Raw genomic sequence first — 21,514 nt, 5'->3', positions numbered from 1 at the left:
ATCAGTTCCCCGGCGGAATTCCGAGAAATGACGCCTGTCCCTCCACCACCCCTGCAAGGCACTCCCCCATCGCCGATCAGCGAGCGGGAGTTGCCGGTGAAAGGATCGGAATGCTCGCCACTCGTCTCACCCGTGTCCTGGCCGCGGCCGCTTTGGCCACGGCCAGCCTCGCCGGCACCGCTGTCGCCGCTTCCGCCCCCGTCGGCTTCGGGCCGCACGTCAGCTTCGGGCATGGTGCGGGCAGCAGCTTCTCCGGCGGCAACTGGGGCGGTTACGCCAGCTTCGGCAGCTGGACCACCGCGACCGCCAGCTGGACCGAGCCGTCCGTGACCTGCCGCTCCAGCAACGACCTGTTCGCGCCGTGGGTCGGCATCGACGGCGACGGTTCGTCCACCGTCGAGCAGACCGGTGTCGCCACCGACTGCTCCAGCGGGCGTGCCGTCTACCAGGCGTGGTACGAGATGTACCCGCAGCCGCCGGTGTACTACAGCAACTCCGTCAGCGCCGGTGACCACTTCACCGCCACCGTGACCCGCTCCGGCACCAGCTACACGCTGACCATCAGCGACACCACCAAGGGCTGGACCAAGACCACCACCAAGTCGCTGAGCAGCGCCCGGCACTACTCCGCCGAGGCCATCATCGAGTCCCCGACCGACTCGTACCCCTCGGTCAGCGGCAACACCATCTCGTTCACCGGCGTGAAGTTCGACGGCAAGACCCTCAAGTCGACCAACCCGTCCTCGCTGAACGCCGACGACCGCGGCACCAACACCTGGATCCCCAACGCGATCGGGTCCGACGGCACCAGCTTCTCCATCACCAGGCACTGACCCACGCCTGCGGCCAGACCGCCGCACCCGTCACGGGCGATCCCCGTGGCGGGTGCGGTTTTCATTGTGGGTGGGCGAACTCCCCGGACTTGCGAAGTCGAGGTCGGCCTGGGGCCGACCCGACAGCGGGCTCCGGTCAGCGGGAGCAGCGCGGGTGGTAGTCGGGCGGGGCGGAAGCCCCGCCGCGCGGGGAAGTCGTGGCGCGGCAACCGTGCGGCGGCGGCACAGCTCGGGGCCGGAGTCAGCTGCGGGGCGGGAGCGGGACCAGGTCGTCGGCGTGGACCACTTCGCGGCGTTGCTCGGGGGCGAGGTGCTGGCTGGAGCGGCCGATCATGGCGGGGAGTTCGACGGCGTCGAAAGCGACCACGCCGCGGGCCACGACCTTGCCGGCGAGGTCGGTGAGGTCGACGACGTCACCGGCGTCGAAGTCGCCGTCCACGCCGGCGATGCCGGCGGCGAGCAGCGAACGGCGGCGGGTGACGACGGCGGCTACGGCACCGTCGTCGAGGGTGAGGCGGCCGGTGGAGTCGGCGGCATGAGCCAACCAGAAGCGGCGGGCCGAGAGACGAGAGCCGGTGGCGGCGAAGGCAGTGCCGACGGAAGCGGGTGCCCCGGCCGAAACCGGAGGCGGAGTGGACGCAGAGGCAGAAGCCGAGCCGGAAGCGAGCACCGAGCCAGAGGCAGTAGCCGAAGGCGAAGGGGCGATGGCGGAGGAAGCCAAGGCGGAGGCAGCGTCGGCGGCGGAGGCCAACAAGACTGGGATGCCGGCGGAAGAGGCGAGCCTGGCGGCGGCGAGCTTGGAGGCCATGCCGCCGGTGCCTACGCCGGATGCACCGGTGGTGCCGGCGGTGACGTCGGCGAGGTCGGACTCGTCGGCTACCTCGGTGATGCGGCGTGCGTCGGAGCGCCGGGGGTCGCCGGTGTAGAGGGCATCTACGTCGGAGAGAAGGACGAGGGCGTCGGCGCCGATGAGGTGGGCGACCAGGGCGGCGAGGCGGTCGTTGTCGCCGAAGCGGATCTCATCGGTGGCAACGGTGTCGTTCTCATTGACAACGGGGACGACGCCGAGGGCCAAGAGGCGGGAGAAGGTGCGCTGGGCGTTGCGGTAGTGGGAGCGGCGCACGACGTCGTCGGCGGTGAGCAGAAGCTGGCCGACGGTGAGGTCGTAGCGGGCGAAGGAGGTGGCGTAGGCATGGACGAGCTCCAGCTGACCGACGCTGGCGGCGGCCTGCTGGGTGGCAAGGTCCTTGGGGCGCTTGGAGATCCCCAACGGAGCCAGACCGGCGGCGATGGCGCCGGAGGAGACCAGCACCACCTGGCTGCCGGCGGCGGAGCGGGCAGCGAGGGCGTCGACGAGGGCGTCCAAACGACTGGGGTCGAGACCACCGATCGCGGTGGTCAATGACGAAGAACCGACCTTGACCACGATCCGCTTCGCGGCGGCGACCGCCTGGCGGGCCTGCGACACGCCCCTACTCCTCGGAGTCGTCTTCTTCGTCGTCGAACTCGGCCCACTCGCCCGGGGTCCGCCGGGCCTTGCGGGCTGCCTTGCGCTCGGCGGCGCCGACCCGGTTGTTGGATTCCAACCGGATGTCGGTGCCGCGACCGGTCATGAGTACCGCGATGCCGGCCGGCGTGGTGGGTTCCCAGTCGAAGGACACATCGCCGATCGTCACCGAGCAGCCGGGCACGGCCCCGGCCTTGGCCAACGCCTCCTCGACGCCGAGACGGGCGAGGCGGTCGGCGAGGTAGCCGACGGCCTCGTCGTTGGAGAACTGGGTCTGCCGGATCCACCGCTCGGGCCGGCTGCCGCGCACGATGAAGCCGCCCTCGATCTCCGGGTCGGGCTCGACCTTGAAACCCGCGTCGTCGACGGCGATGGGCCGCAACACGATGCGCGTCGGCTCCAGGATGGGCTGCGCGGCCCGGTGCTCCTCGACGGTCCGCGCCAGCGCGAAGCTGAGCTCCCGCAGACCGGTCCTGGTCACGGTGGAGACCTCGAACACGGGCAGGCCACGGGCCTCGATCTCGGGCCGGATGATGTCGGCCAGGTCCTGGGCGTCGGGCACGTCGGTCTTGTTCAGCACGACCAGTCGCGGTCGGGAGGCCAGCTCACCGCCGAGCGACGGGGTGTACTTGGCCAGCTCGGCCTCGAGCGCATCGATGTCGGACACCGGGTCGCGGCCGGGCTCGAAGGTGGCGCAGTCGACCACGTGCACCAGCACGGCGCAGCGCTCGATGTGGCGCAGGAAGTCCAGGCCGAGGCCCTTGCCCTCGCTGGCGCCGGGGATGAGGCCGGGCACGTCGGCCATGGTGAAGACGGACTCGCCGGCGGTGACCACGCCCAGGTTGGGCACGAGCGTGGTGAACGGGTAGTCGGCGATCTTGGGCCGGGCCGCGGACAGCACGGCGATCAGCGACGACTTGCCGGCCGACGGGAAGCCGACCAGGCCGACGTCGGCGACGGACTTGAGCTCCAGCACCAGGTCGCGGGTCTCGCCCTCCTCGCCGAGCAGGGCGAAGCCGGGCGCGCGGCGGGCCTTGGAGGCCAGCGCGGCGTTGCCGAGACCGCCGCGGCCGCCCTGGGCGGCGACGAGCCGGGTGCCGGCGCCGACCAGGTCGGCCAGCACCTCGCCGTCGGGGCTGAGCACCACGGTGCCGTCGGGCACGCGGAGCTCGAGGTCGTCGCCCTGGGCGCCGTCGCGGTTCGCGCCCTGGCCCTGGCGGCCGTTGGTGGCGCTGGCGTGCGGGCGGAAGTGGAAGTCCAGCAGGGTGTGCACGCTGGGGTCGACGACCAGCACGACGTCGCCACCGCGACCGCCGTTGCCACCGTCGGGACCGCCGAGCGGCTTGAACTTCTCGCGGTGCACGGAGGCGCAGCCGTTCCCGCCGTTACCAGCGGCCACGTGGATGGTCACGCGGTCAACGAAGCGAGACACGAGAAGAACTTCCTTCCGGAGCATGAAAAAACGAGGGGCGGGCCGGATTGCTTCCCGGGCCACCCCCGGCGCATCAAACACAACGAGGGGTGGGCCGGATTGCTTCCCGGCCCACCCCTCGTCGGAAACCTATCCTCAGGCCGAGACAGCAACCTCGGCCGGGACGATGTTGACGGTCTTGCGACCCCGCTTGGCGCCGAACTCGACCACGCCGGCCGACAGCGCGAACAGCGTGTCGTCCTTGCCGCGGCCCACGTTCACACCGGGGTGGAACTTGGTGCCGCGCTGGCGGATCAGGATCTCGCCGGCCTTGACGACCTGACCGCCGAAGCGCTTGACCCCGAGATACTGCGGGTTGGAGTCACGGCCGTTGCGGGAGCTGGATGCACCCTTTTTGTGTGCCATGGCTGATCAGGTCCTCTACTTGGTGATGCCGGTGACCTTGACGCGGGTCAGCTTCTGACGGTGACCCTGGCGCTTGTGGTAGCCGGTCTTGTTCTTGAACTTGTGGATGCGGATCTTGGGGCCCTTGGTGTGCTCGACGACCTCGGCGGTCACCGAAACCTTGCCCAGGGCGTCGGCGTCAGCGATGACATCGCTGCCATCGACGACGAGCAGCGCTGGGAAGCTGACTTCGGCGCCCGGTCCACCGTCGAGCTTCTCGACCTGGACGATGTCGCCGACGGCAACCTTGTACTGCTTGCCGCCAGTCTTGACGATCGCGTACATCGGGACGGAAGTCTCCTGCTACTCGACGTTGACGGGGCACGCACGGCCCAAGCACACACACGGTGAATCCCCACAGCAATCTTCACCGCGGAATTCGAACCAGCTTGGACTGGCGCACGACGGGGCCCTCCGGATGGGGGCCAAACAAGAGGTTACGGGCCGGGTGGACTGGAGGTCAAACCGGGGTCCCCCTGACCCGTCCACGGTGACCGTGGCCACCGCGGGCGCGAGTCACCGGCCCGTGGGCGAACGCCCACGGGCCGGTGAAACACCTGGTCAGTCCTGCGTCACCGTGCTGGCCGGCGGGCCGGCCGGGCGGGACGCGGCCCGCCGGGTCCGACGCCGTGTGGCGGACGCCACGGGCGCGGGCTCGGCAGCCAGCTCGGCGGCGTGGTGGTGGCCGTTGGCCGCGGCGGCGGTCGGCTGCTCCGGCACCTCGTAGTGCACGGAGACGGCCGCCGGGCCGGTGACCGAGGCCGCGGCGACCGCGGGCGCGGCCTCCTCGGCGACGGCCGGCTCAGCGGCAGCCGGTTCGACCACGGGGTCCGAAGCGACGGGAGCCTCAGCCGGGGCCTCGACGACCTCGACCTGGGCGGCCTCGGCCGCCGGCTGCTCCTCGCCGCGGTGCCGGTTGCGGTTGCGCTTGCGGCCCGACTTCTCGGCCGGCTTGCTCTCCGACTGGGCCTGCTGCTGGCCGTTGCCGCCGCCGTTCGACCCGTTGCCGTGGTTGTGCGTGACCGGCTCGGTGGTGACCACGACGCCCCGCCCGCGGCAGTGCTCGCAGGTGCTGCTGAACGCCTCCAGCAGCCCGGTGCCGACCCGCTTGCGGGTCATCTGCACCAGGCCGAGCGAGGTGACCTCGGCGACCTGGTGGCGGGTGCGGTCCCGGCCGAGGCACTCGGTCAGGCGGCGCAGCACCAGGTCCCGGTTGGACTCCAGCACCATGTCGATGAAGTCGATCACGATGATGCCGCCGATGTCGCGCAGCCGGAGCTGGCGGACGATCTCCTCGGCCGACTCCAGGTTGTTCCTGGTGACCGTCTCCTCCAGGTTGCCACCCGATCCGGTGAACTTCCCGGTGTTGACGTCGATGACCGTCATCGCCTCGGTGCGGTCGATCACCAGGTAGCCGCCCGAGGGCAGCCAGACCTTGCGGTCCAGCGCCTTGGTGATCTGCTCGTCGATGCGCTGCTCGGTGAACACGTCGTTGAGCCCGACGTGCTTGCGCAGCCGCTCGGACAGGTCGGGGGCGACGTGGCGGACGTAGCCCTCGATGGTGTCCCAGGCCTGGTCGCCCTGCACGATCAGCTCGGCGAAGTCCTCGGTGAACAGGTCGCGCACGACCTTGACCAGCAGGTCCGGCTCCTCGTAGAGCAGCTGCGGGGCCTGGGCCTTGGGCGCGTCGGCCTTCTCCTTGATGACCTCCCACTGGGCCTGTAGGCGACGCACGTCGCGGCCCAGCTCCTCCTCGGCGATGCCCTCGGAGGCGGTGCGGATGATCACGCCGGCGTCCTCGGGCACGACCCGCTTGAGGATGTCCTTGAGGCGCTTGCGCTCGTTGTCGGGCAGCTTGCGGCTGATGCCGGTGGCGCCGCCGCCGGGCACGTACACCAGGAAGCGACCGGGCAGGCTGATCTGCGTGGTCAGCCGGGCGCCCTTGTGCCCGACCGGGTCCTTGGTCACCTGGACCAGGACGCTGTCGCCGGTGGACAGGGCCTGCTCGATCTTGCGGGCCTTGCCCTCGAGGCCGGCGGCGTCCCAGTCGACCTCGCCGGCGTAGAGCACGGCGTTGCGGCCGCGGCCGATGTCCACGAACGCCGCCTCCATGCTGGGCAGCACGTTCTGCACCCGGCCGAGGTAGACGTTGCCGACCAGCGACCCGGTGCCGGCCGAGGTCACGAAGTGCTCGACGAGCACCCCGTCCTCGAGGACGGCGATCTGGGTGCGGTCGCCGCGCTCGCGCACGACCATCTTGCGGGCCACGGCCTCGCGGCGGGCCAGGAACTCGGCCTCGGACAGGATCGGCACGCGGCGGCGGCCGGCCTCGCGGCCGTCCCGGCGGCGCTGGCGCTTGGCCTCCAGCCGGGTCGAGCCGCGCACGCTGCGCACCTCGTCCTTGGCGGCCTCGGCGCCGGCCCGCTCCTCGTCCCGGGTCGGCGGCGCGTTGCGCACGTGCACGACCGTGTTGGGCGGGTCGTCGTCGGCGACGGCGCCGTCCTCGTCCGCGCCGCCCTTGCGGCGACGGCGGCGGCGACGGCGACGGTTGCCCGCGCCCTCGTCGGAGTCGGCGTCCTCGCCGGTCTCGGCCTCGGCCGGCGCCTCGGTGTCGTCCTCGGCCTCGGCGTCCTCGTCGGACTCGGCGTCGGCGCTGTCCTCGGGGCCGCCCTTGCCGCGGCCACGGCCGCGGCGGCCACGACGGCGGCGGCGACGGGCGCCGCCGTCCTCGTCGTCCTCAGCCTCGACGGCCTCGGCGTCGGCCTGAGTCGGCGAGCCCTCATCATCGAACGCCGTGTCCTCGGCCTCGACGACGTCCTCGACCTCGACCGGCTCGGGGGCGCGGCGGCGGCGCGTGGGACGCGGCTCGGCGGCGGTCGGCGGCAGGAAGACCACCGACGGCGGCGCGAACACCGGGGCCAGCGTGACCGCGACCTCGTCATCGTCGTCGACCGGGGCCGGGTCGTCGTCCTCCGCGCGCTCGGCCAGCACGCCGGTCAGCTCGTCGTGGGCGACCAGCACCTCGTCGGTGTCGTCGTCCACGTCCTGCTCACCGGTGGCCAGCAGGGTGCGCGCGACCTGCTCGGCGACCTCGCGGCTCACGCTGGACTGCGGGCTGCGCACGACCTCGCCGAGGTCGGCCAGCGCGGCGAGCACCTCGCGGCTGCTCGAGCCCAGCTCCTTGGCCAGCGCGTGCACGCGCAGCTTGGGAGGGAACTCGGGAATGGGTGTGGTGCCATCCCCGCCGGGCCCGCCGGCGGGGATCTTCTTCTTCGACATGTAGCTCCTCCGCCCCCGGGCGCGTCCAGTGCCTGGACGCGGCCACACAGGGGCCCGTTCTCTGTTCTGTCTCCGTCGCCGTCGGCGACGGGAAACCTTGCCTGGCGCCACCCGGCTTCCTGGCGTGGCCAGGCCTGCGGGCGGCAGGTCATTCGACGGCGGGCTGGTCCGGCTCCTGCTCCCTGGCCGGGTCCGCCGTCCCGCGCCCCTCCGGGGCGAACGGGTCGGCGAGCCCACCCGCGTCGTCTAGCCGGCCCTGCGCCAACCGGGTCGCCTTGGCGGGTACCGGGGGCCGGAGGCCGGCGACGACGCGGAGCGCACTCAGCACGTCATCGGGTCGCACCGCAGGGGTCAGCTGCCGTACCACCATCACGAGTATCCCATACGGACGGGACGCGGCCGTGTCGTCGTCCTTACGCGGAACCGGCGCGTCGGCCAAATCACCCGTTGCGCCCACACCTTGATCACTTAGCGTCGCCGTGAGCGAGGTCACATCACCCACCTCGGCGGTGACCACCCCCGGCCGCACGTCCATGATCCGCCGGCCGTCCTTGGTCAGCCGCTCCACCTCGACGGACTCGGCCGCCAGCAGCGCCTCGACCGCCTTGGCCAGCTCGTCCGGATCGATCCCGGGCAGCTCGACCAGCCAGCGGCTGGCGTCGATCCGCTCGGCCAGCGACCCCTGTTCGGCCTGCACCGCGTCGACCACGTCCAGCCCGGGCGGCAGCGCGTCGTCAAGGGCCCGGCGCAGCGCCTCCGGGTCGACCCGGTCGACCACGCCGATCTCGACGTACTCGGCCTCGCTGGCCACCCCGGTCGGGGCCGCGCCGATCCAGGAGATCTTCGGGTGCGGACTGAAGCCCTGGGAGTACGCCATCGGCACGCCGGCCCGTCGCAGCGCCCGCTCGAACGTGCGTGCGACGTCGCGGTGTGAGGTGAACCGGAGCCGGCCCCGCTTGGTGTAGCGCAGCCGGAGCTTCTGCACCGCGGCGGCGGACGGGTTGGGCTGGTCGTGGCGGCTCAGGACTACTCTCCTCGGCTGGTTCGACGGGTCCGGTAGGACGGTACCCGGCCGGCCGAGGGGACACTGACGTCGACCGCCGGGCTTGTCCGGCGGGCGGGCGGTGGCTACCGTCCGGCCTGATCGCTGAGTGGGCGGCCCCCGAACGCCCACCCCAGAGATGGAGGTCCGCAGTGCCTCTGCTCCGCCGAGCACAGGTAGCGGCACTGGGCGCGGCTCTGCTCGCGGCCGGGTGCCTCGCCGCGCCCGTGGCCGGCGCGGACGACATCACGCCGTCCGGGTGCGTTCAACCCGGCCCCACCCTGCGCTACCTGGTCGTCTTCGACAAGGGCACGGCCGAGCCGGACGCGGACGCGCAGATCTCCGCGGCCTGCGGCGCCACCACCGTCTACTACCCGCAGATCGCGGTGGCCGTGGCCACCTCGCCCGATCCGGGGTTCGGCGACAAGATCGGCCCGGGCCGGGCCTACAGCGCGCAGGGCGAGTCCGGGACCGCGACCGGGCAGTCCAGCCGCCGGAAAATCGACGAGACCATGTCGGCCGCGTCGCTGCTGTCCAGCACCGAGTCGGTGCCCAGCGCCGACCTCGGCGACAAGCAGTGGGACATGCGGCTGATCGACGCCAACCTGGCCCACCAGATCACCGAGGGCGACCCCCGGGTCGTGGTCGGCGTGCTGGACTCGGGCATCGACCCCCGGCACCCGGACCTGAAGCAGGCGCTGGACCCGCAACTGTCGGTGGGCTGCCTGACCGGCAAGGCCGACCCGAGCGTGGCGGCGTGGGCCCCGACGACCTCACCGCACGGCACGCACGTGGCCGGCATCATCGCCGCGGCCGATGACGGCAAGGGCGTCACGGGCGTGGCCCCGGGCGTGCGCCTGGCGTCGGTGAAGGTGGTCGACGACGACGGCTACATCTACCCGGAGTACGCGGTGTGCGGCTTCATGTGGGCCGCCACGCACGGCATCACCATCACCAACAACAGCTACTACGTGGACCCGTGGGAGTACACCTGCTCCGACCAGCAGGGGCAGCGCGTGGTCACGGAGGCCATGAAGCGGGCCGTGGACTACGCGACCTCGCAGGGCGTGCTCAACGTCGCCGCGGTGACGAACTCGGCCGCCGACCTCACGCAGCCCGGCACGGACACGCGTAGCCCCGACAACGCCCCCAGTCACCCCGTGCGCGGCGTGAACAGCAACTGCGCGGTGCTGCCGGCCGCGGAGCGCGGCGTGGTGGCGGTGTCGTCCGTGGGCTCGAACCAGGTCAAGGCCAGCTACAGCTCGTACGGACTGGGCGCGATAGACGTCACGGCCCCCGGCGGCGACGTGCACCAGAAGCCGGCCAACGGCAACAACCCGTGCGTGCTGTCCACGGTGCCCGGCGGCTACGGCGACTTCTGCGGCACGTCCATGGCGGCGCCGCACGTGGCCGGCGTGGCGGCGCTGCTGGCGTCCACGCATCCCGGCGACACGCCCGCGCAGCTGACCAAGCTGCTCAACCAGCAGGCCAAGCCGGTGCAGTGCCCCAGCGACTACGACCTCAACGACACCGGCGTGCAGGACGCCTACTGCTCGGGCTACGCCTCGTTCAACGGCTTCTACGGGCACGGCATGGTCAACGCCCTCAACGCCGTCTCCACCGGCACCACGCCCAAGCTCACGGGCCCGACGACCGACGCGCCGGCGCAGACGGACAAGGGGCCGACCGGCAAGGCGACGCCGATCGGCCCCGAGCAGCTAGCTGCCGGCCAGTGACGGATTCCTGACCGGGGATCCCTTGCCTACCGGGGAAATCGGCAGCAGCGGGCGGCCTGTCGGTCCGACCTGGATGTCGGTGCCCATGGCCGGGCACACGCCGCAGTCGAAGCACGGCGTCCAGCGGCAGTCGTCCTGCTCCTGTTCGGACAGGGCGTCCTGCCAGTCGGCCCAGAGCCATTCCTTGTCCAGGCCCGAGTCCAGGTGGTCCCAGGGCAGGACCTCGGTTTCCTCCCGCTCACGGGTGGTGAACCAGGCCAGGCTCACGCCCAGCGGCTCCAGCTCGCTGGACGCCGCGTTGACCCAGCGGTCGTAGGAGAAGTGCTCGCTCCAGCCGTCCAGCCGGCCGCCGTCGCGCCACACCCGCTCGATGACCCGTCCGACCCGGCGGTCGCCGCGGCTGAGCAGTCCCTCGATCAGCGACGGCTTGCCGTCGTGGTAGCGCATGCCGATGTTGCGGGCCAGGCTGCGGTCCCCCTGGTTGACCTCGGCCCGCAGCTTGCGCAGCCGGTCGTCCACGGTGTCCGGGTCACACTGGGCCGCCCACTGGAACGGCGTGTGCGGCTTGGGCACGAAGCCGCCGATCGAGATGGTGCAGCGGATGTCCTTGCGGCCACTGGCAACCCGTCCGGCCTTGATGACTTCCTTGGCCATCCGGGCGATCTGCAGCACGTCCTCGTCGGTCTCGGTCGGCAGGCCGCACATGAAGTACAGCTTCACCTGCCGCCAGCCGTTGGAGAACGCCGCGCCGACCGTGCGGATGAGGTCCTCTTCGGACACCATCTTGTTGATGACACGGCGAATCCGCTCGCTGCCGCCCTCGGGTGCGAAGGTCAGGCCGGAACGACGGCCGTTGCGGGAGATCTCGTTGGCCAGGTCCACATTGAACGCGTCGACCCTGGTGCTGGGCAGGGAAAGCCCGGTGTTGGTGCCGGCGTAGCGGTCGGCCAGGCCCTTGGTGATCTCGGCGATCTCCGAGTGGTCGGCGCTGGACAGCGAGAGCAGGCCGACCTCCTCGAAGCCGGTCGCCTCCAGTCCCTTCTGGACCATCGCGCCGATGCCCTCGATGGACCGCTCCCGCACCGGCCGGGTGATCATGCCGGCCTGGCAGAACCGGCAGCCGCGGGTGCAGCCGCGGAAGATCTCCACGCTCATCCGCTCGTGCACGCTCTCGGCCAGCGGCACCAGCGGCTGCTTCGGGTACGGCCACTCGTCCAGTTCCATGGTGGTGCGCTTGAACACCCGGTACGGCACCCGGTCGGTGTTCGGCACCACGCGCTGGATCCGGCCGTCGGCCAGGTACTCCACGTCGTAGAAGCGCGGGATGTAGACGCCGCCGGTCTCGGCCAGCCGGGTCAGCAGCTCGTCGCGGCCGCCGGGGCGGCCCTGGGCCTTCCATTCCCGGACGATGTCGGTGATCTCCAGGACGGCTTCCTCGCCGTCGCCCAGCACCGCCGCGTCGATGAAGTCGGCGATCGGCTCCGGGTTGAACGCGGCGTGGCCGCCGGCCAGCACGACCGGGTCGTCCTCGGTCCGGTCCTTGGCCAGCAGCGGGATGCCGGCCAGGTCCAGCGCGGTGAGCATGTTGGTGTAGCCGAGCTCGGTGGCGAAGCTCAGGCCGAGCACGTCGAACGCCTTGACCGGGCGGTGCGCGTCCACCGTGAACTGCGGGACGCCGTGCTCGCGCATCAGCGCCTCCAGGTCGGGCCACACCGTGTAGGTGCGCTCGGCCAGCACGTCCTCGAGCTCGTTGAGGATCTCGTAGAGGATCATGACGCCCTGGTTGGGCAGGCCGACCTCGTAGGCGTCCGGGTACATCAGGCACCACCGCACGGCGGTCGAGTCCCAGTCCTTGACCGTCGCGTTCAGTTCGCCGCCGACGTACTGGACCGGCTTGGAGACCCTCGGCAGCAGAGGCTCCAGCGCGGGGAAGACAGACTCGACACTCACCCGGCAAGCGTAACGCTCACGTCAGCAGCAGCTTGCCCAGGCGGCGGGCGGCGAACCAGCCGCCCAGCGCCACCATGATCGCGAAATAGGCCACGTGGCCGAGGATTCCCCAGGTCACGGCCCCACTGGTGAGGTCACGCATGAGCTCGATGCCGTGATAGAGCGGCAGGCACTGAACCGCGATCTGAATCGGCTCGGGATAGACGGTGAGCGGGAAGAACGTCGTGGAGAACAGGAACATCGGCATCTGCACCAGCAGGATCAGGTCGAAGTCCTGCCAGGAGCGCAGCAGCGTGGAGGCGCCCATGCCGACGGCGGCGAAGCCGAAGGCGATCAGCAGCGCGGCCGGCAGCGCCAGCAGCGCCCACGGGCTGGTGATCAGGCCGAGCGCGGCCATCACGGCCAGGCAGCCGGCGGCGTAGATGCCGCCCCGGATCAGCGACCACGAGATCTCCCCGAGCGCCACGTCCGTCGGCCCCAGCGGGGTGGCCAGCATGGCGTCGTAGACCTTGGCGTACTTGAGCTTCATGAAGACGTTGAAGGTGGCGTCGTGCACGGCCCCGTTCATCGCCGAGGCCGCGAGCAGGCCCGGCGCGACGTAGGCGGCGTAGCTGACCGCCTGGCCGTCCGGGCCGGTCAGAGTGCCGACGATGCCACCGAACCCGATGCCCAGCGCAAAAAGATAGAACATAGGTTCGAATATGCCGGACAGCACCAGCAGCCAGTTCCGGCGGTTGACCAGCGCCGACCGCTCGACCACGGCCCTGGCCCGGCCGGCATAGCTACCTACGGGCACGATCCGCAGCAGCATCGTGTCCCCCTCAGACCTTCAGCCGGACGTGGAACCGGCGCCGGGCCACCAGCAGCCCGGCCGCCAGCAGGACCAGCAGGTAGCCGACGTGTCCGGCGGCGGTGAGCAGGTCCATGCCGCCGAACTCGACCGCCCGGGCCAGCTCGTTGCCGTGCCACAGCGGCGTCACCCAGGCCAGCGGCCGGCTCCACGCCGGCAGCTGGCTGATCGGGTAGTACGTGCCGGCGAACAGCGTCATCGGCACCACGACGAACCGGAACACGTTGCCGAACATGGTTCCCTCGTCGTTCACGGTCGCGGCGAGCGCCATCACCCAACTGCCGAAGGCCATGCCGGCCAGCATCGCGACCGGCACCGCCAGCAGGGCCCCGGCGTTGGCGAAGGCCCCGAACAGGGCGGCGACGGCCAGGTAGGCCAGGCCGGACACGAGTATCCGCAACGCCACCCACAACGCCTGGGCGGTCAGCAGCTGGTCCACGCTGACCGGTGTGGACGTGATGGCGAAGTACCGCATGTCCCACTTGAAACTGCCGAGCACCGGGAACGACGACTCCCCCGTGGCCACCTGCACGGCCAGCGCCACCAGCATGGCCGGCGCCAGGTAGACGACGTAGGGCAGGAAGTGCGTGGCCGGGCCGGGCGTGATCCGGCTGCCGAGGCCGAAACCCATGGCCCCCAAGAACATCAGCGGCATCAGCACGCTCGACACCACGGTGGCCCGCCAGTTGCGGCGGTACCAGGTCCACAGGTGCTCCAGCACCAGGCCGACGGGCCGCATCAGTCCACCAACGTCCGGCCGGTCAGGCGCAGGAAGACGTCCTCGAGCGTGGCCCGGCGGACCAGGCTGGACGTCGGCCGCACGCCACGGCCGTTGGCCGCCGCCAGCACGGATTCGCCGTCCGTGGCGTAGAGCAGCAGCCGGTCCGGCAGCACCTCGACCCGTTCGGCCAGGTCCTGCACCAGCGGCACATTGGGCTGCTGCTGGTCGATCGGGAACCGCAGCTCCAGCACCTCGCGGCTGGAGTGCTCGGCGATCAGCGCCGCCGGCGAGCCCTCGGCGACGATCCGGCCGTTGTCCATCACGACCAGGCGATCGCAGAGCTGCTCGGCCTCGTCCATGTAGTGCGTGGTCACGATGAGCGTGACGCCCTGCTGCTTGAGCCGGAACAGCTTGTCCCACAACAGATGCCGGGCCTGCGGGTCCAGGCCGGTTGTCGGTTCGTCGAGCAGCAGCAGCTCGGGCTCGTTGACCAGCGAGCGGGCGATCGTCAGCCGGCGCTTCATGCCGCCGGACAACGGTTCCACCTGGTCGTCGGCCCGGTCCGACAGCTGCGCGAACTCCAGCAGCTCGGTCGCGCGGGCCCGGACCTGCTTGCGGGACAGGCCGAAATACCGGCCGTACACCTGGAGGTTCTGCCGCACGGTCAGCTCGTTGTCGAGATTGTCCTGCTGCGGCACGACACCGAGCCGCCCTCGATCTCCGGGCCGTGCCGGTCCGGGTCAAGGCCAAGCACGCGAAGCTCGCCGGCGGTGCGCGGCGAGGTGCAGGCGATCATGCGCATGGTCGACGACTTGCCGGCGCCGTTCGGGCCGAGGAAGCCGAAGGCCTCGCCGCGGCGGACCTTCACGTCCACGCCGCGCACGGCTTCGAAGTCGCCGAACCGTTTGACCAGGCCGTCCGCCTGCACCAGGACCGCGTCGTCACTCACGGGTCCGACGTTAGCGGGCACCCCTGACATATGTTGGGGATTATGCGCGCCGTGGTGCTGGTCGAGGGGCTGAGCGACCAGCTCGCCGTGGAGGTTGTGGCCCGGCGTCGTGGCCGTGACCTCGCCGCCGAGGGCATCCTCGTCGAGTCCATGGGCGGCGCCACCAACATCGGCCACTACCTCGACCGCTACGGGCCGCTGGTCGTCGCCGGTCTTTACGACCGTGCCGAGGAACGCTTCTTCCGCCGGGCGCTCGATCTGCCGGTCGGCGACCTTGAGCAGCGTGGCTTCTTCCGCTGCACCGACGACCTGGAGGACGAGCTCATCCGCGCCGTCGGCGCCGCCGAGGTCGAACGCCTCGTGGAGGCCGAGGGCCGGCTCGCCTCGTTCCGCAAGCTGCAACAGCAACCCGCTCAGCGCGGCCGCAGCCTGCACGACCAGCTACGCCGCCTCATGGGCGGCCGCTCCGGCGGCAAATACCACTACGCCCGCCTGATGGCCGAGGCCGTCGCGTTGGACCGCGTTCCCCGGCCGCTGACCGCCCTGCTCGACCACCTCTGATCGGGTCGGCGGTGTCCCGCCGACCCGATGCAGATCAGAGGTTCGGGAACCAGATCTTGATCTCGCGGTCGGCCGACTCCGGCGAGTCCGAGCCGTGCACCAGGTTGAACTGGACCTCGAGGCCGAAGTCGCCCCGGATGGTGCCCGGCGTGGCCTTCTCGACCGGGTCGGTGCCGCCGGCCAGCTGGCGGAAGGCCGAGATGGCCCGCGTGCCCTCGACGACGATCGCCACCAGCGGACCGCCGGTGATGAACTCGACGAGGTCGTTGTAGAAGCCCTTGCCGGCGTGCTCGGCGTAGTGCTCCTCGGCAACGGCACGGTCGGCCGTGCGCAGCTCGAGCGCGGCCAGCTTCAGGCCCTTGCGCTCGATACGGGCGATGACCTCGCCGACCAGGCCGCGGCTGACGCCGTCCGGCTTGACCAGGACCAGGGTGCGCTCACTCACGGTGGTCCGAACTCCTTAGGTAAAGGGACTATCCGGCCAGCAGGGTAGCTGGTCAGGCCCCGAGCCGTTTCAGGCAGGCGAACTGCCCGGACTTGGGCGACTGGTAGAACCACACGTCGTCGGTGTCGGGCACCTTGTCGCAGGCGGTCTTGGCGTTGGTGCTGCTGACGACGTCGGTCACCTGATAGGTCTTGGCATTGGGCGCGCCGCTGGCCAACGGGGTCGTCGTCGAGCAGGAGGCCCGCTCGACGAAACCGGAGTCGTCCAGGTCCAGCTGCACGCACTGGCCCTTGGGCACCATCAGCGAGGCGCAGTAGCGCAGCGCCAGCTTGCCGTCGTACCAGCCGTCGCCGTACGAGTCGTACGCGTCGTTGTCGGCGCACTTCTGGCTCTGCGGGATGACCAGGTTGATCTGCAGCGCCGCCTTGTCCGAGGTGCAGGACACGCGCTCGCTGGTCTTCACGTCCAGCCAGACGCAGTCGTTGACGGCGAACCGGATGCTGCTGGTGGACGAGGTCCGCGGCGCACGGGTGGTGCTGGTCGTGGTCCTGGTCGTGCTGGTGCCGCCGGCCTCGGTGCTGTGCCGGCTGCTGATGATGCCGATCACCGCCCAGGTGCCCAGGCCCAGCATCAGCACCACGCCGACGACGGTGCCGATGATCGCGCCGGTCTGCGACTTGCGCGGCGGCGGCATGATCGGGGGCGGCGGTCCCCACGAGCCCGGCTGCTGATAGGGCCCCGTCATCGTCGTCCTCCCCGTTCGACTGCGGACCCGAGCATTCTGGCCCCTTGCGGCCGTGCTCAGTCCTCCGGGGTAATCAGTTCGACCGTCGGGAAGTACGTGCGGTAGCGCGCGACGTCCCGCGTCAGCAGCCGCAAACGCATGACGGCCGCGTGGGCGCCGATGAAGAAGTCGGGCAGGGGCGTGGTCTTGGTTCCGCCCCGACGCCGGTACTCGAGGTAGCACTTGCCGGCCAGGAAAGCCGCCGGCCACGGCAACGGCGACCGCACGAGTTCGGCCGCGTCCAAGACGGCGTCGAACTCCTCGATACCCGCGAACGACACCGACGCCTCGGCGTAGACCACCTGGTTGATCACGAGCGGCGCCTCGTCCGCCGCCCGGGCGAGCGCCTCGGACGACCACTTGAACCAGGTCGGGTCCTCTCTGATCACATCGAGCAGAACATTCGTGTCGACAAGGGTGGTGCCGACCGGTCGATCACTCACCACGCATCAGCGCCATGATCTCGTCGGTGGACATCTCGAGATTCGCATTGCCCTTGCCGCGCAACTGCTCGACGATCCGCCGGCCCCGGCTGGGCTGCTTGTCGCTCTTGACGACGTGCAGCCCGTGCTCGTCGAGCACGAAGTCGACCTCGTCGCCGGGCTGGAGCCCGAACTCCTCGCGAACCTCGATGGGAATGGTCACTTGCCCCTTGCTGGTCAACCGCATGGTAAGAGTCTACCAGATATTACTCTTACTACTGGCTCGGCAGCGTCCCCTCGGCGATGCGCCGCGCCACGTCCCGGCGCACCCACAGCAGGTAGGCCCAGACCAGGCCGAACAGCACGCCGACGACGCCCAGCGGCACGCTGATCACGAAGCCGACCAGGATCAGCACCTGGAGCACCAGGGCGAACGGGATGCCCCACGGCCGGCCGAAGAAGCCGGCCGACACGACCATCAGCACGGCCAGCACGGCCACCGCCGTCACCGGCCAGCCGCTGAGGTGGTCGACGCGGGACAGCACGAACAGCCCCAGCCCGGTCACGATGGCCTCCAGCACCATGGTGCCGGCCATGATGCCGCGGATGCCCTTCATCGGGTCTGGGGCGCTCACTGGGGCTCCTTGCCGAACAACGCACGGGCGGCGCCGGCCGTGACGACCGAGCCGGTCACCACGACGCCGCTGGTCGACACCGGCTGGTCGGTCTCCTCGGCCAGCCGGACCGCCTCCTCCAGCGCGTCGTCCAGCCGGGGCTCGACGATGATGCGGTCCTCGCCGAACACGTCGCGGGCCAGGCCGGCCAGCTTGTCGGCGTCCATCGCACGGGGCGAGCCGTTGTTGGTCAGCACGACCTCGGTGAACACCGGCTCGAGGGCGGCCAGGATGCCGTCCACGTCCTTGTCCTCCATCACGCTGAGCACGCCGACCACCTTGTGGAAGCCGAACTGGTCCTGAAGCGCCGCGGCCAATGCCCGGGCGCCGTGCGGGTTGTGCGCGGCATCGACGAACACGCTGGGAGCGTTGCGGACGCGCTCCAGCCGGCCGGGCGACGTCACCGTGGCGAACGCCTCGCGGACCGCGTCGATGTCGAGCTTGCGGCCCGCCCCCGCGCCGAAGAACACCTCCACCGCGGCCAGCGCCTGCGCCGCGTTCTTGGCCTGGTGTGCGCCGAACAGCGGCAGGAAGATCTCGTCGTACGCGCCGCCGAGGCCCTGCAACGTCAGGAGTTGGCCGCCGACCGCCTGCTCCGCCGACAGCACGCCGAACTCCATGCCCTCGCGGGCCACCGTCGCGCCCACCTCGGCGCAGCGCTCCAGCAGCACCTGCGCCACCTCCGGGCGCTGCTCGGCCAGCACCGCCACCGCGCCTTCCTTGATGATGCCGGCCTTCTCCGCCGCGATGCCGAGGATGTCCGTACCGAGGAAGTCGGTGTGGTCGATGTCGATCGGCGTGATCACCGCGACCTTGCCGTCCGCGATGTTCGTGGCGTCCCAGCGGCCGCCGAGGCCGACCTCCACCACCGCCACATCCACCGGCGCGTCCGCGAACGCCGCGAAGGCCATGCCGGTGAGCACCTCGAACTTGCTCATCTTCACGTCCGACTTGGCGTCCACCATCGCGATGTACGGCTCGATGTCGCGGTAGACCTCCACGTACTGCAGCGCGCTGATCGGCGCCCCGTCCAGGCTGATCCGCTCGGTCGCCAGCTGGAGGTGCGGGCTCGTGTACCGGCCCGTGCGCAGGCCGATCCGCGTGAACAGCGCGTCGATCATGCGGCTCGTCGACGTCTTGCCGTTGGTGCCGGTGATGTGCACCACCGGATACGACCGCTGCGGCTCGCCCAGCACATCGGCCAGCGCCGCGATCCGGTCCGTGGACGGCTCGATCTTCGTCTCCGGCCAGCGGGTGTCCAGTTCGGACTCGACCTCGCGCAGCGCCGCGAGCGCCTCGGGATCGTTCTGGGGCACGCTGGTCTCCGGTGCACTGGACGACGGGGTTACCCACCGAGTCTACGACTAGCGCCGATCCGGACCGCTGGGGTCCGGACCGGCGCTTTCCGTCACAGCTGGACGGCTACCTCGAGCTCGCCGTCGGTCTCGCGGTAGCGGAGCTCGCCGATACGGCCGGCGGCCACGAGGTCGTCGGCGAAGCCCTGACCAGCGCCAAGGTGGCGGGATCGGCGGCGACCTCGACGGAGGCGACGTCGGCCCGCATGGAGAGCTTGGCGGTGGACTTGGCCTTGCGGACGGCGGCGATGACGGTGGCGGCGAGGTCGAGAGCCGCCGGGTTGCCGGGGGTGCCGAGGGAGGAAGGCCACGGGGCGTGGTGCACGGCCCCGGCCTGCCACCAGGACCAGACTTCCTCGGTCACGTACGGCAGGTACGGGGCGAAGAGCCGGAGCAAGGTGGAGAGCCCGGTGCGCAGGGCGACCCGGGCGGAAGCGCCGTCGGGACTGTAGGCCCGTTCCTTGACGAGCTCGAGATAGTCGTCACAGAACGTCCAGAAGAACCGCTCGACCCGCTCCAACGCGGCGGTGTGCTCGAAGCCCTCCAAGGCTGCGGTGGCATCGTCCACAACGGAAGAAAGTGCCGTGATCATGGCCTGGTCCAACGGATGCGTGACGGTGTCCGAAGTGGACGGTACGTCGAAGGACAGCGCGAACCGGCTGGCGTTGAGGAGCTTGGTGGCCAACCGGCGGCCGACCTTCATCTGCTTGGGGTCGAACGCGGTGTCAGTGCCGGGCCGCCCACCGGCCGCCCAGTAGCGCACGCCGTCGGAGCCGTGCTCGGCGAGCAGGTCGTCGGGCGTCACGACCTTGCCGGCCGACTTGGACATCTTCTTCCGGTCGGGATCGAGGATCCAGCCGGAGATGACCGCGTCGGACCACGGCAGCGTGTCCAACTCCTGCTGCGACCGCAACACCGAGTAGAACAGCCAGGTCCGGATGATCTCGTGGCTCTGCGGCCGCAGATCCATCGGATACGTCACCGCGAACAGCTCGGGATCGTGCTCCCAGCCGGAGACGATCAGCGGCGACATCGAGGACGTCATCCACGTGTCCATCACGTCCGGGTCGCCGGCGAAACCGCCGGGCACGCCCCGCTGCGACTCGTCGTAGCCGGGCGGGACCTGGCTGGACGGGTCGACCGGGAGCGCGTCTACAGCAGGCAGAATCGGTTCCTCGTAACGAGGTTCGCCGCTGGCATCCAACGGATACCAGACGGGGAAAGGCACGCCGAAGAACCGCTGCCGGCTGACCAGCCAGTCCGAGTTGAGCCCCTTGGCCCAGTCGTCGTACCGGTTGCGCATCCACGCCGGATGCCACCGAAGCTCGGATCCCCTACGCAGCAACGCTTCCCGGTGCTCCAGGCTGCGCACGAACCACTGCCGGCTGGACACGATCTCCAGCGGCTTGTCGCCCTTCTCGTAGAAGTTGACCGGACGCACGGTCGGCCGCGGCTCACCGATCAGGTCACCGGATTCCCGCAGCAGCTCGACGATCCGCTTGCGCGCGCTGAACGCCGTCAGCCCGACCAGCTCCTCGTACGGCGAGGACGGCACGCCGACCGGCGGCTCCGGCAGGAACCGGCCGTCGCGGCCGATCACCGTGCGGGTGGGCAACTTCAGCTCACGCCACCACTTCACGTCGGTCAGATCGCCGAAGGTGCAACACATCGCGATGCCCGCGCCGCGCTCCGGCTCGGCGTCAGGATGCGCGAGCACCGGGATCTCCATGCCGAACAAGGGAGACCGCACAGAGGTGCCGAAAAGCTGTTGGTACCGCTCGTCGTCCGGATGCGCGATCAGCGCCACGCACGCCGGCAGCAACTCCGGCCGGGTGGTCTCGATCTCCACCGGCCCAAAGGAAATCCGGTGCCACGCGCCGGCGTGATCCCGCGCGTCCAACTCGGCCTGCGCCACCGCGGTCTGGAACGTCACGTCCCACAGCGACGGCGCTTCCGACTGGTACGCCTGGCCTTCGGCCAGCAGCCGCAGGAAACCCAACTGCGCCACGCGTTGCGCACGGACGCCGATGGTCGAGTACGTCAACGACCAGTCCACCGACAGCCCGAGCCGACGCCACAGGGCCTCGAACGCCTGCTCGTCCTCGACGGTCATCCGTTGGCACAGCTCGACGAAGTTGCGCCGCGAGATACCGACCTGTTGCTTGCCGGTGGTTTCCACCGGCTCATACAACGGGTCGTACGGCAGCGACGGATCGCAGCGCACGCCATAGCGCAGCTGCACGCGCCGCTCGGTCGGCAGGCCGTTGTCGTCCCACCCCATCGGGTAGAACACGTGCTTGCCGCGCATCCGCTGGAACCGGGCTACGACATCGGTGTGGGTGTAGCTGAAGACGTGGCCTACGTGCAGCGACCCGCTCACCGTCGGCGGCGGCGTGTCGATGGAAAACACCTCAGCACGGGAATCGGGCCGATGGAAGCGGAAGGTTTCCTCCGCGGCCCATCGGCCCGACCACTTGTCCTCGATGCCCTCCATCGACGGGCGCTGCGGAATTCCGTCACCCGTCATGGA

19 protein-coding genes and 1 pseudogene are annotated in these 21,514 nt (G+C 70.6%); 3 read left to right on the top strand and 17 right to left on the bottom strand.

From position 1 onward, the window contains the following. The first annotated feature begins 110 nt into the window (after positions 1-110). Positions 111-833: a G1 family glutamic endopeptidase gene (locus M3Q35_RS43885; protein WP_273938502.1), complete on the top strand. Its 723-nt coding sequence runs from the start codon at positions 111-113 to the stop codon at positions 831-833. 241 nt (positions 834-1,074) lie between these two features. Here the strand turns inward: M3Q35_RS43885 and proB are convergent, their stop codons facing one another. The 6 genes from proB to M3Q35_RS43855 all read right to left on the bottom strand — a co-directional run bounded on the left by proB (position 1,075) and on the right by M3Q35_RS43855 (position 8,480). Further along, positions 1,075-2,301 carry a glutamate 5-kinase gene (proB, locus tag M3Q35_RS43880; RefSeq protein WP_273938501.1) on the bottom strand — a complete coding sequence of 409 codons (1,227 nt, stop codon included), beginning with the start codon at positions 2,299-2,301 and terminating at the stop codon, positions 1,075-1,077. 4 nt (positions 2,302-2,305) lie between these two features. Then, on the bottom strand, positions 2,306-3,796 hold the full coding sequence (gene obgE / locus M3Q35_RS43875; protein ID WP_273938499.1) for a GTPase ObgE: 1,491 nt from the start codon (positions 3,794-3,796) through the stop codon (positions 2,306-2,308). A 111-nt stretch (positions 3,797-3,907) separates the two neighbouring features. After that, positions 3,908-4,177, bottom strand: a complete 270-nt coding sequence (rpmA, locus tag M3Q35_RS43870; protein ID WP_273938498.1) for a 50S ribosomal protein L27 — start codon at positions 4,175-4,177, stop codon at positions 3,908-3,910. 15 nt (positions 4,178-4,192) lie between these two features. Continuing rightward, positions 4,193-4,501 carry a 50S ribosomal protein L21 gene (rplU, locus tag M3Q35_RS43865; RefSeq protein ID WP_273938497.1) on the bottom strand — a complete coding sequence of 103 codons (309 nt, stop codon included), beginning with the start codon at positions 4,499-4,501 and terminating at the stop codon, positions 4,193-4,195. Positions 4,502-4,777: 276 nt separating this feature from the next. Further along, on the bottom strand, positions 4,778-7,495 hold the full coding sequence (locus M3Q35_RS43860) for a translation initiation factor IF-2 N-terminal domain-containing protein (protein WP_273938496.1): 2,718 nt from the start codon (positions 7,493-7,495) through the stop codon (positions 4,778-4,780). 148 nt (positions 7,496-7,643) lie between these two features. Next, positions 7,644-8,480 (bottom strand): TIGR03936 family radical SAM-associated protein, encoded by an 837-nt coding sequence (locus M3Q35_RS43855; RefSeq protein ID WP_273938495.1) that lies wholly within the window; start codon positions 8,478-8,480, stop codon positions 7,644-7,646. A 209-nt stretch (positions 8,481-8,689) separates the two neighbouring features. Here M3Q35_RS43855 and M3Q35_RS43850 point away from each other — a divergent pair, with 209 nt between their 5' ends. After that, positions 8,690-10,273 carry a S8 family peptidase gene (locus M3Q35_RS43850; protein WP_273938494.1) on the top strand — a complete coding sequence of 528 codons (1,584 nt, stop codon included), beginning with the start codon at positions 8,690-8,692 and terminating at the stop codon, positions 10,271-10,273. Here M3Q35_RS43850 and M3Q35_RS43845 read toward each other — a convergent pair. The 4 genes and pseudogenes from M3Q35_RS43845 to M3Q35_RS43830 all read right to left on the bottom strand — a co-directional run bounded on the left by M3Q35_RS43845 (position 10,256) and on the right by M3Q35_RS43830 (position 14,773). Further along, positions 10,256-12,223: a TIGR03960 family B12-binding radical SAM protein gene (locus M3Q35_RS43845; protein ID WP_273938493.1), complete on the bottom strand. Its 1,968-nt coding sequence runs from the start codon at positions 12,221-12,223 to the stop codon at positions 10,256-10,258. The genes M3Q35_RS43850 and M3Q35_RS43845 overlap by 18 nt on opposite strands. A 16-nt stretch (positions 12,224-12,239) precedes the next feature. Further along, a complete protein-coding gene (locus tag M3Q35_RS43840; protein ID WP_273938492.1) occupies positions 12,240-13,034 on the bottom strand; it encodes an ABC transporter permease in 795 nt (264 codons plus the stop codon). 10 nt (positions 13,035-13,044) lie between these two features. After that, positions 13,045-13,812: an ABC transporter permease gene (locus M3Q35_RS43835; RefSeq protein WP_273938491.1), complete on the bottom strand. Its 768-nt coding sequence runs from the start codon at positions 13,810-13,812 to the stop codon at positions 13,045-13,047. Next, positions 13,812-14,773, bottom strand: a pseudogene (locus M3Q35_RS43830) (ABC transporter ATP-binding protein). Before M3Q35_RS43830 ends, M3Q35_RS43835 begins: the two are co-directional and overlap by 1 nt. A 12-nt stretch (positions 14,774-14,785) precedes the next feature. On the opposite strand from M3Q35_RS43830, the gene M3Q35_RS43825 reads away from it, so the two are divergent. Then, on the top strand, positions 14,786-15,304 hold the full coding sequence (locus tag M3Q35_RS43825; RefSeq protein WP_273938490.1) for a TOPRIM nucleotidyl transferase/hydrolase domain-containing protein: 519 nt from the start codon (positions 14,786-14,788) through the stop codon (positions 15,302-15,304). A gap of 34 nt (positions 15,305-15,338) precedes the next feature. Here the strand turns inward: M3Q35_RS43825 and ndk are convergent, their stop codons facing one another. From ndk to valS, 7 genes are all read right to left on the bottom strand, one after another. Further along, complete coding sequence (ndk, locus tag M3Q35_RS43820; RefSeq protein WP_273938489.1) at positions 15,339-15,749, bottom strand: nucleoside-diphosphate kinase; 411 nt, start codon at positions 15,747-15,749, stop codon at positions 15,339-15,341. A gap of 52 nt (positions 15,750-15,801) precedes the next feature. After that, complete coding sequence (locus M3Q35_RS43815; RefSeq protein WP_273938488.1) at positions 15,802-16,494, bottom strand: hypothetical protein; 693 nt, start codon at positions 16,492-16,494, stop codon at positions 15,802-15,804. 56 nt (positions 16,495-16,550) lie between these two features. Then, the gene (locus tag M3Q35_RS43810; RefSeq protein ID WP_273938487.1) at positions 16,551-16,976 is read right to left on the bottom strand and encodes a type II toxin-antitoxin system VapC family toxin; all 426 of its coding nucleotides are present in this window, start codon (positions 16,974-16,976) and stop codon (positions 16,551-16,553) included. Next, entirely contained in the window at positions 16,969-17,202 is a 234-nt protein-coding gene (locus M3Q35_RS43805; protein WP_273938486.1) for an AbrB/MazE/SpoVT family DNA-binding domain-containing protein, read from the bottom strand. The genes M3Q35_RS43810 and M3Q35_RS43805 overlap by 8 nt, the downstream gene beginning before the upstream one ends. A 28-nt stretch (positions 17,203-17,230) precedes the next feature. Then, entirely contained in the window at positions 17,231-17,590 is a 360-nt protein-coding gene (locus M3Q35_RS43800; RefSeq protein WP_273938485.1) for a DUF4233 domain-containing protein, read from the bottom strand. Continuing rightward, on the bottom strand, positions 17,587-18,945 hold the full coding sequence (folC, locus tag M3Q35_RS43795; RefSeq protein WP_273938484.1) for a bifunctional tetrahydrofolate synthase/dihydrofolate synthase: 1,359 nt from the start codon (positions 18,943-18,945) through the stop codon (positions 17,587-17,589). The genes M3Q35_RS43800 and folC overlap by 4 nt, the downstream gene beginning before the upstream one ends. Positions 18,946-19,051: 106 nt before the next feature. Then, positions 19,052-21,511, bottom strand: coding sequence for a valine--tRNA ligase (valS, locus tag M3Q35_RS43790; RefSeq protein WP_273938483.1), 2,460 nt, complete (start codon positions 21,509-21,511; stop codon positions 19,052-19,054). Positions 21,512-21,514: the final 3 nt, after the last annotated feature.

The sequence above is a fragment of the Kutzneria chonburiensis genome (assembly GCF_028622115.1).
In the GTDB taxonomy this organism is placed as follows: domain Bacteria; phylum Actinomycetota; class Actinomycetes; order Mycobacteriales; family Pseudonocardiaceae; genus Kutzneria; species Kutzneria chonburiensis.
Note: the sequence above shows the minus strand (reverse complement) of the source record. Positions and strands in the feature narration are given on the sequence as shown.

What these genes read in the sequence shown, in the direction of transcription:
- M3Q35_RS43860 (WP_273938496.1), bottom strand. Translation starts at nt 7,495, where the DNA reads ATGTCGAAGAAGAAGATCCCCGCCGGCGGGCCCGGCGGGGATGGCACC.
- M3Q35_RS43825 (WP_273938490.1), top strand. Translation starts at nt 14,786, where the DNA reads ATGCGCGCCGTGGTGCTGGTCGAGGGGCTGAGCGACCAGCTCGCCGTG.
- rplU (WP_273938497.1), bottom strand. Translation starts at nt 4,501, where the DNA reads ATGTACGCGATCGTCAAGACTGGCGGCAAGCAGTACAAGGTTGCCGTC.
- M3Q35_RS43840 (WP_273938492.1), bottom strand. Translation starts at nt 13,034, where the DNA reads ATGCTGCTGCGGATCGTGCCCGTAGGTAGCTATGCCGGCCGGGCCAGG.
- obgE (WP_273938499.1), bottom strand. Translation starts at nt 3,796, where the DNA reads ATGCTCCGGAAGGAAGTTCTTCTCGTGTCTCGCTTCGTTGACCGCGTG.
- M3Q35_RS43805 (WP_273938486.1), bottom strand. Translation starts at nt 17,202, where the DNA reads ATGCGGTTGACCAGCAAGGGGCAAGTGACCATTCCCATCGAGGTTCGC.
- M3Q35_RS43835 (WP_273938491.1), bottom strand. Translation starts at nt 13,812, where the DNA reads ATGCGGCCCGTCGGCCTGGTGCTGGAGCACCTGTGGACCTGGTACCGC.
- M3Q35_RS43815 (WP_273938488.1), bottom strand. Translation starts at nt 16,494, where the DNA reads ATGACGGGGCCCTATCAGCAGCCGGGCTCGTGGGGACCGCCGCCCCCG.
- valS (WP_273938483.1), bottom strand. Translation starts at nt 21,511, where the DNA reads ATGACGGGTGACGGAATTCCGCAGCGCCCGTCGATGGAGGGCATCGAG.
- M3Q35_RS43885 (WP_273938502.1), top strand. Translation starts at nt 111, where the DNA reads ATGCTCGCCACTCGTCTCACCCGTGTCCTGGCCGCGGCCGCTTTGGCC.
- rpmA (WP_273938498.1), bottom strand. Translation starts at nt 4,177, where the DNA reads ATGGCACACAAAAAGGGTGCATCCAGCTCCCGCAACGGCCGTGACTCC.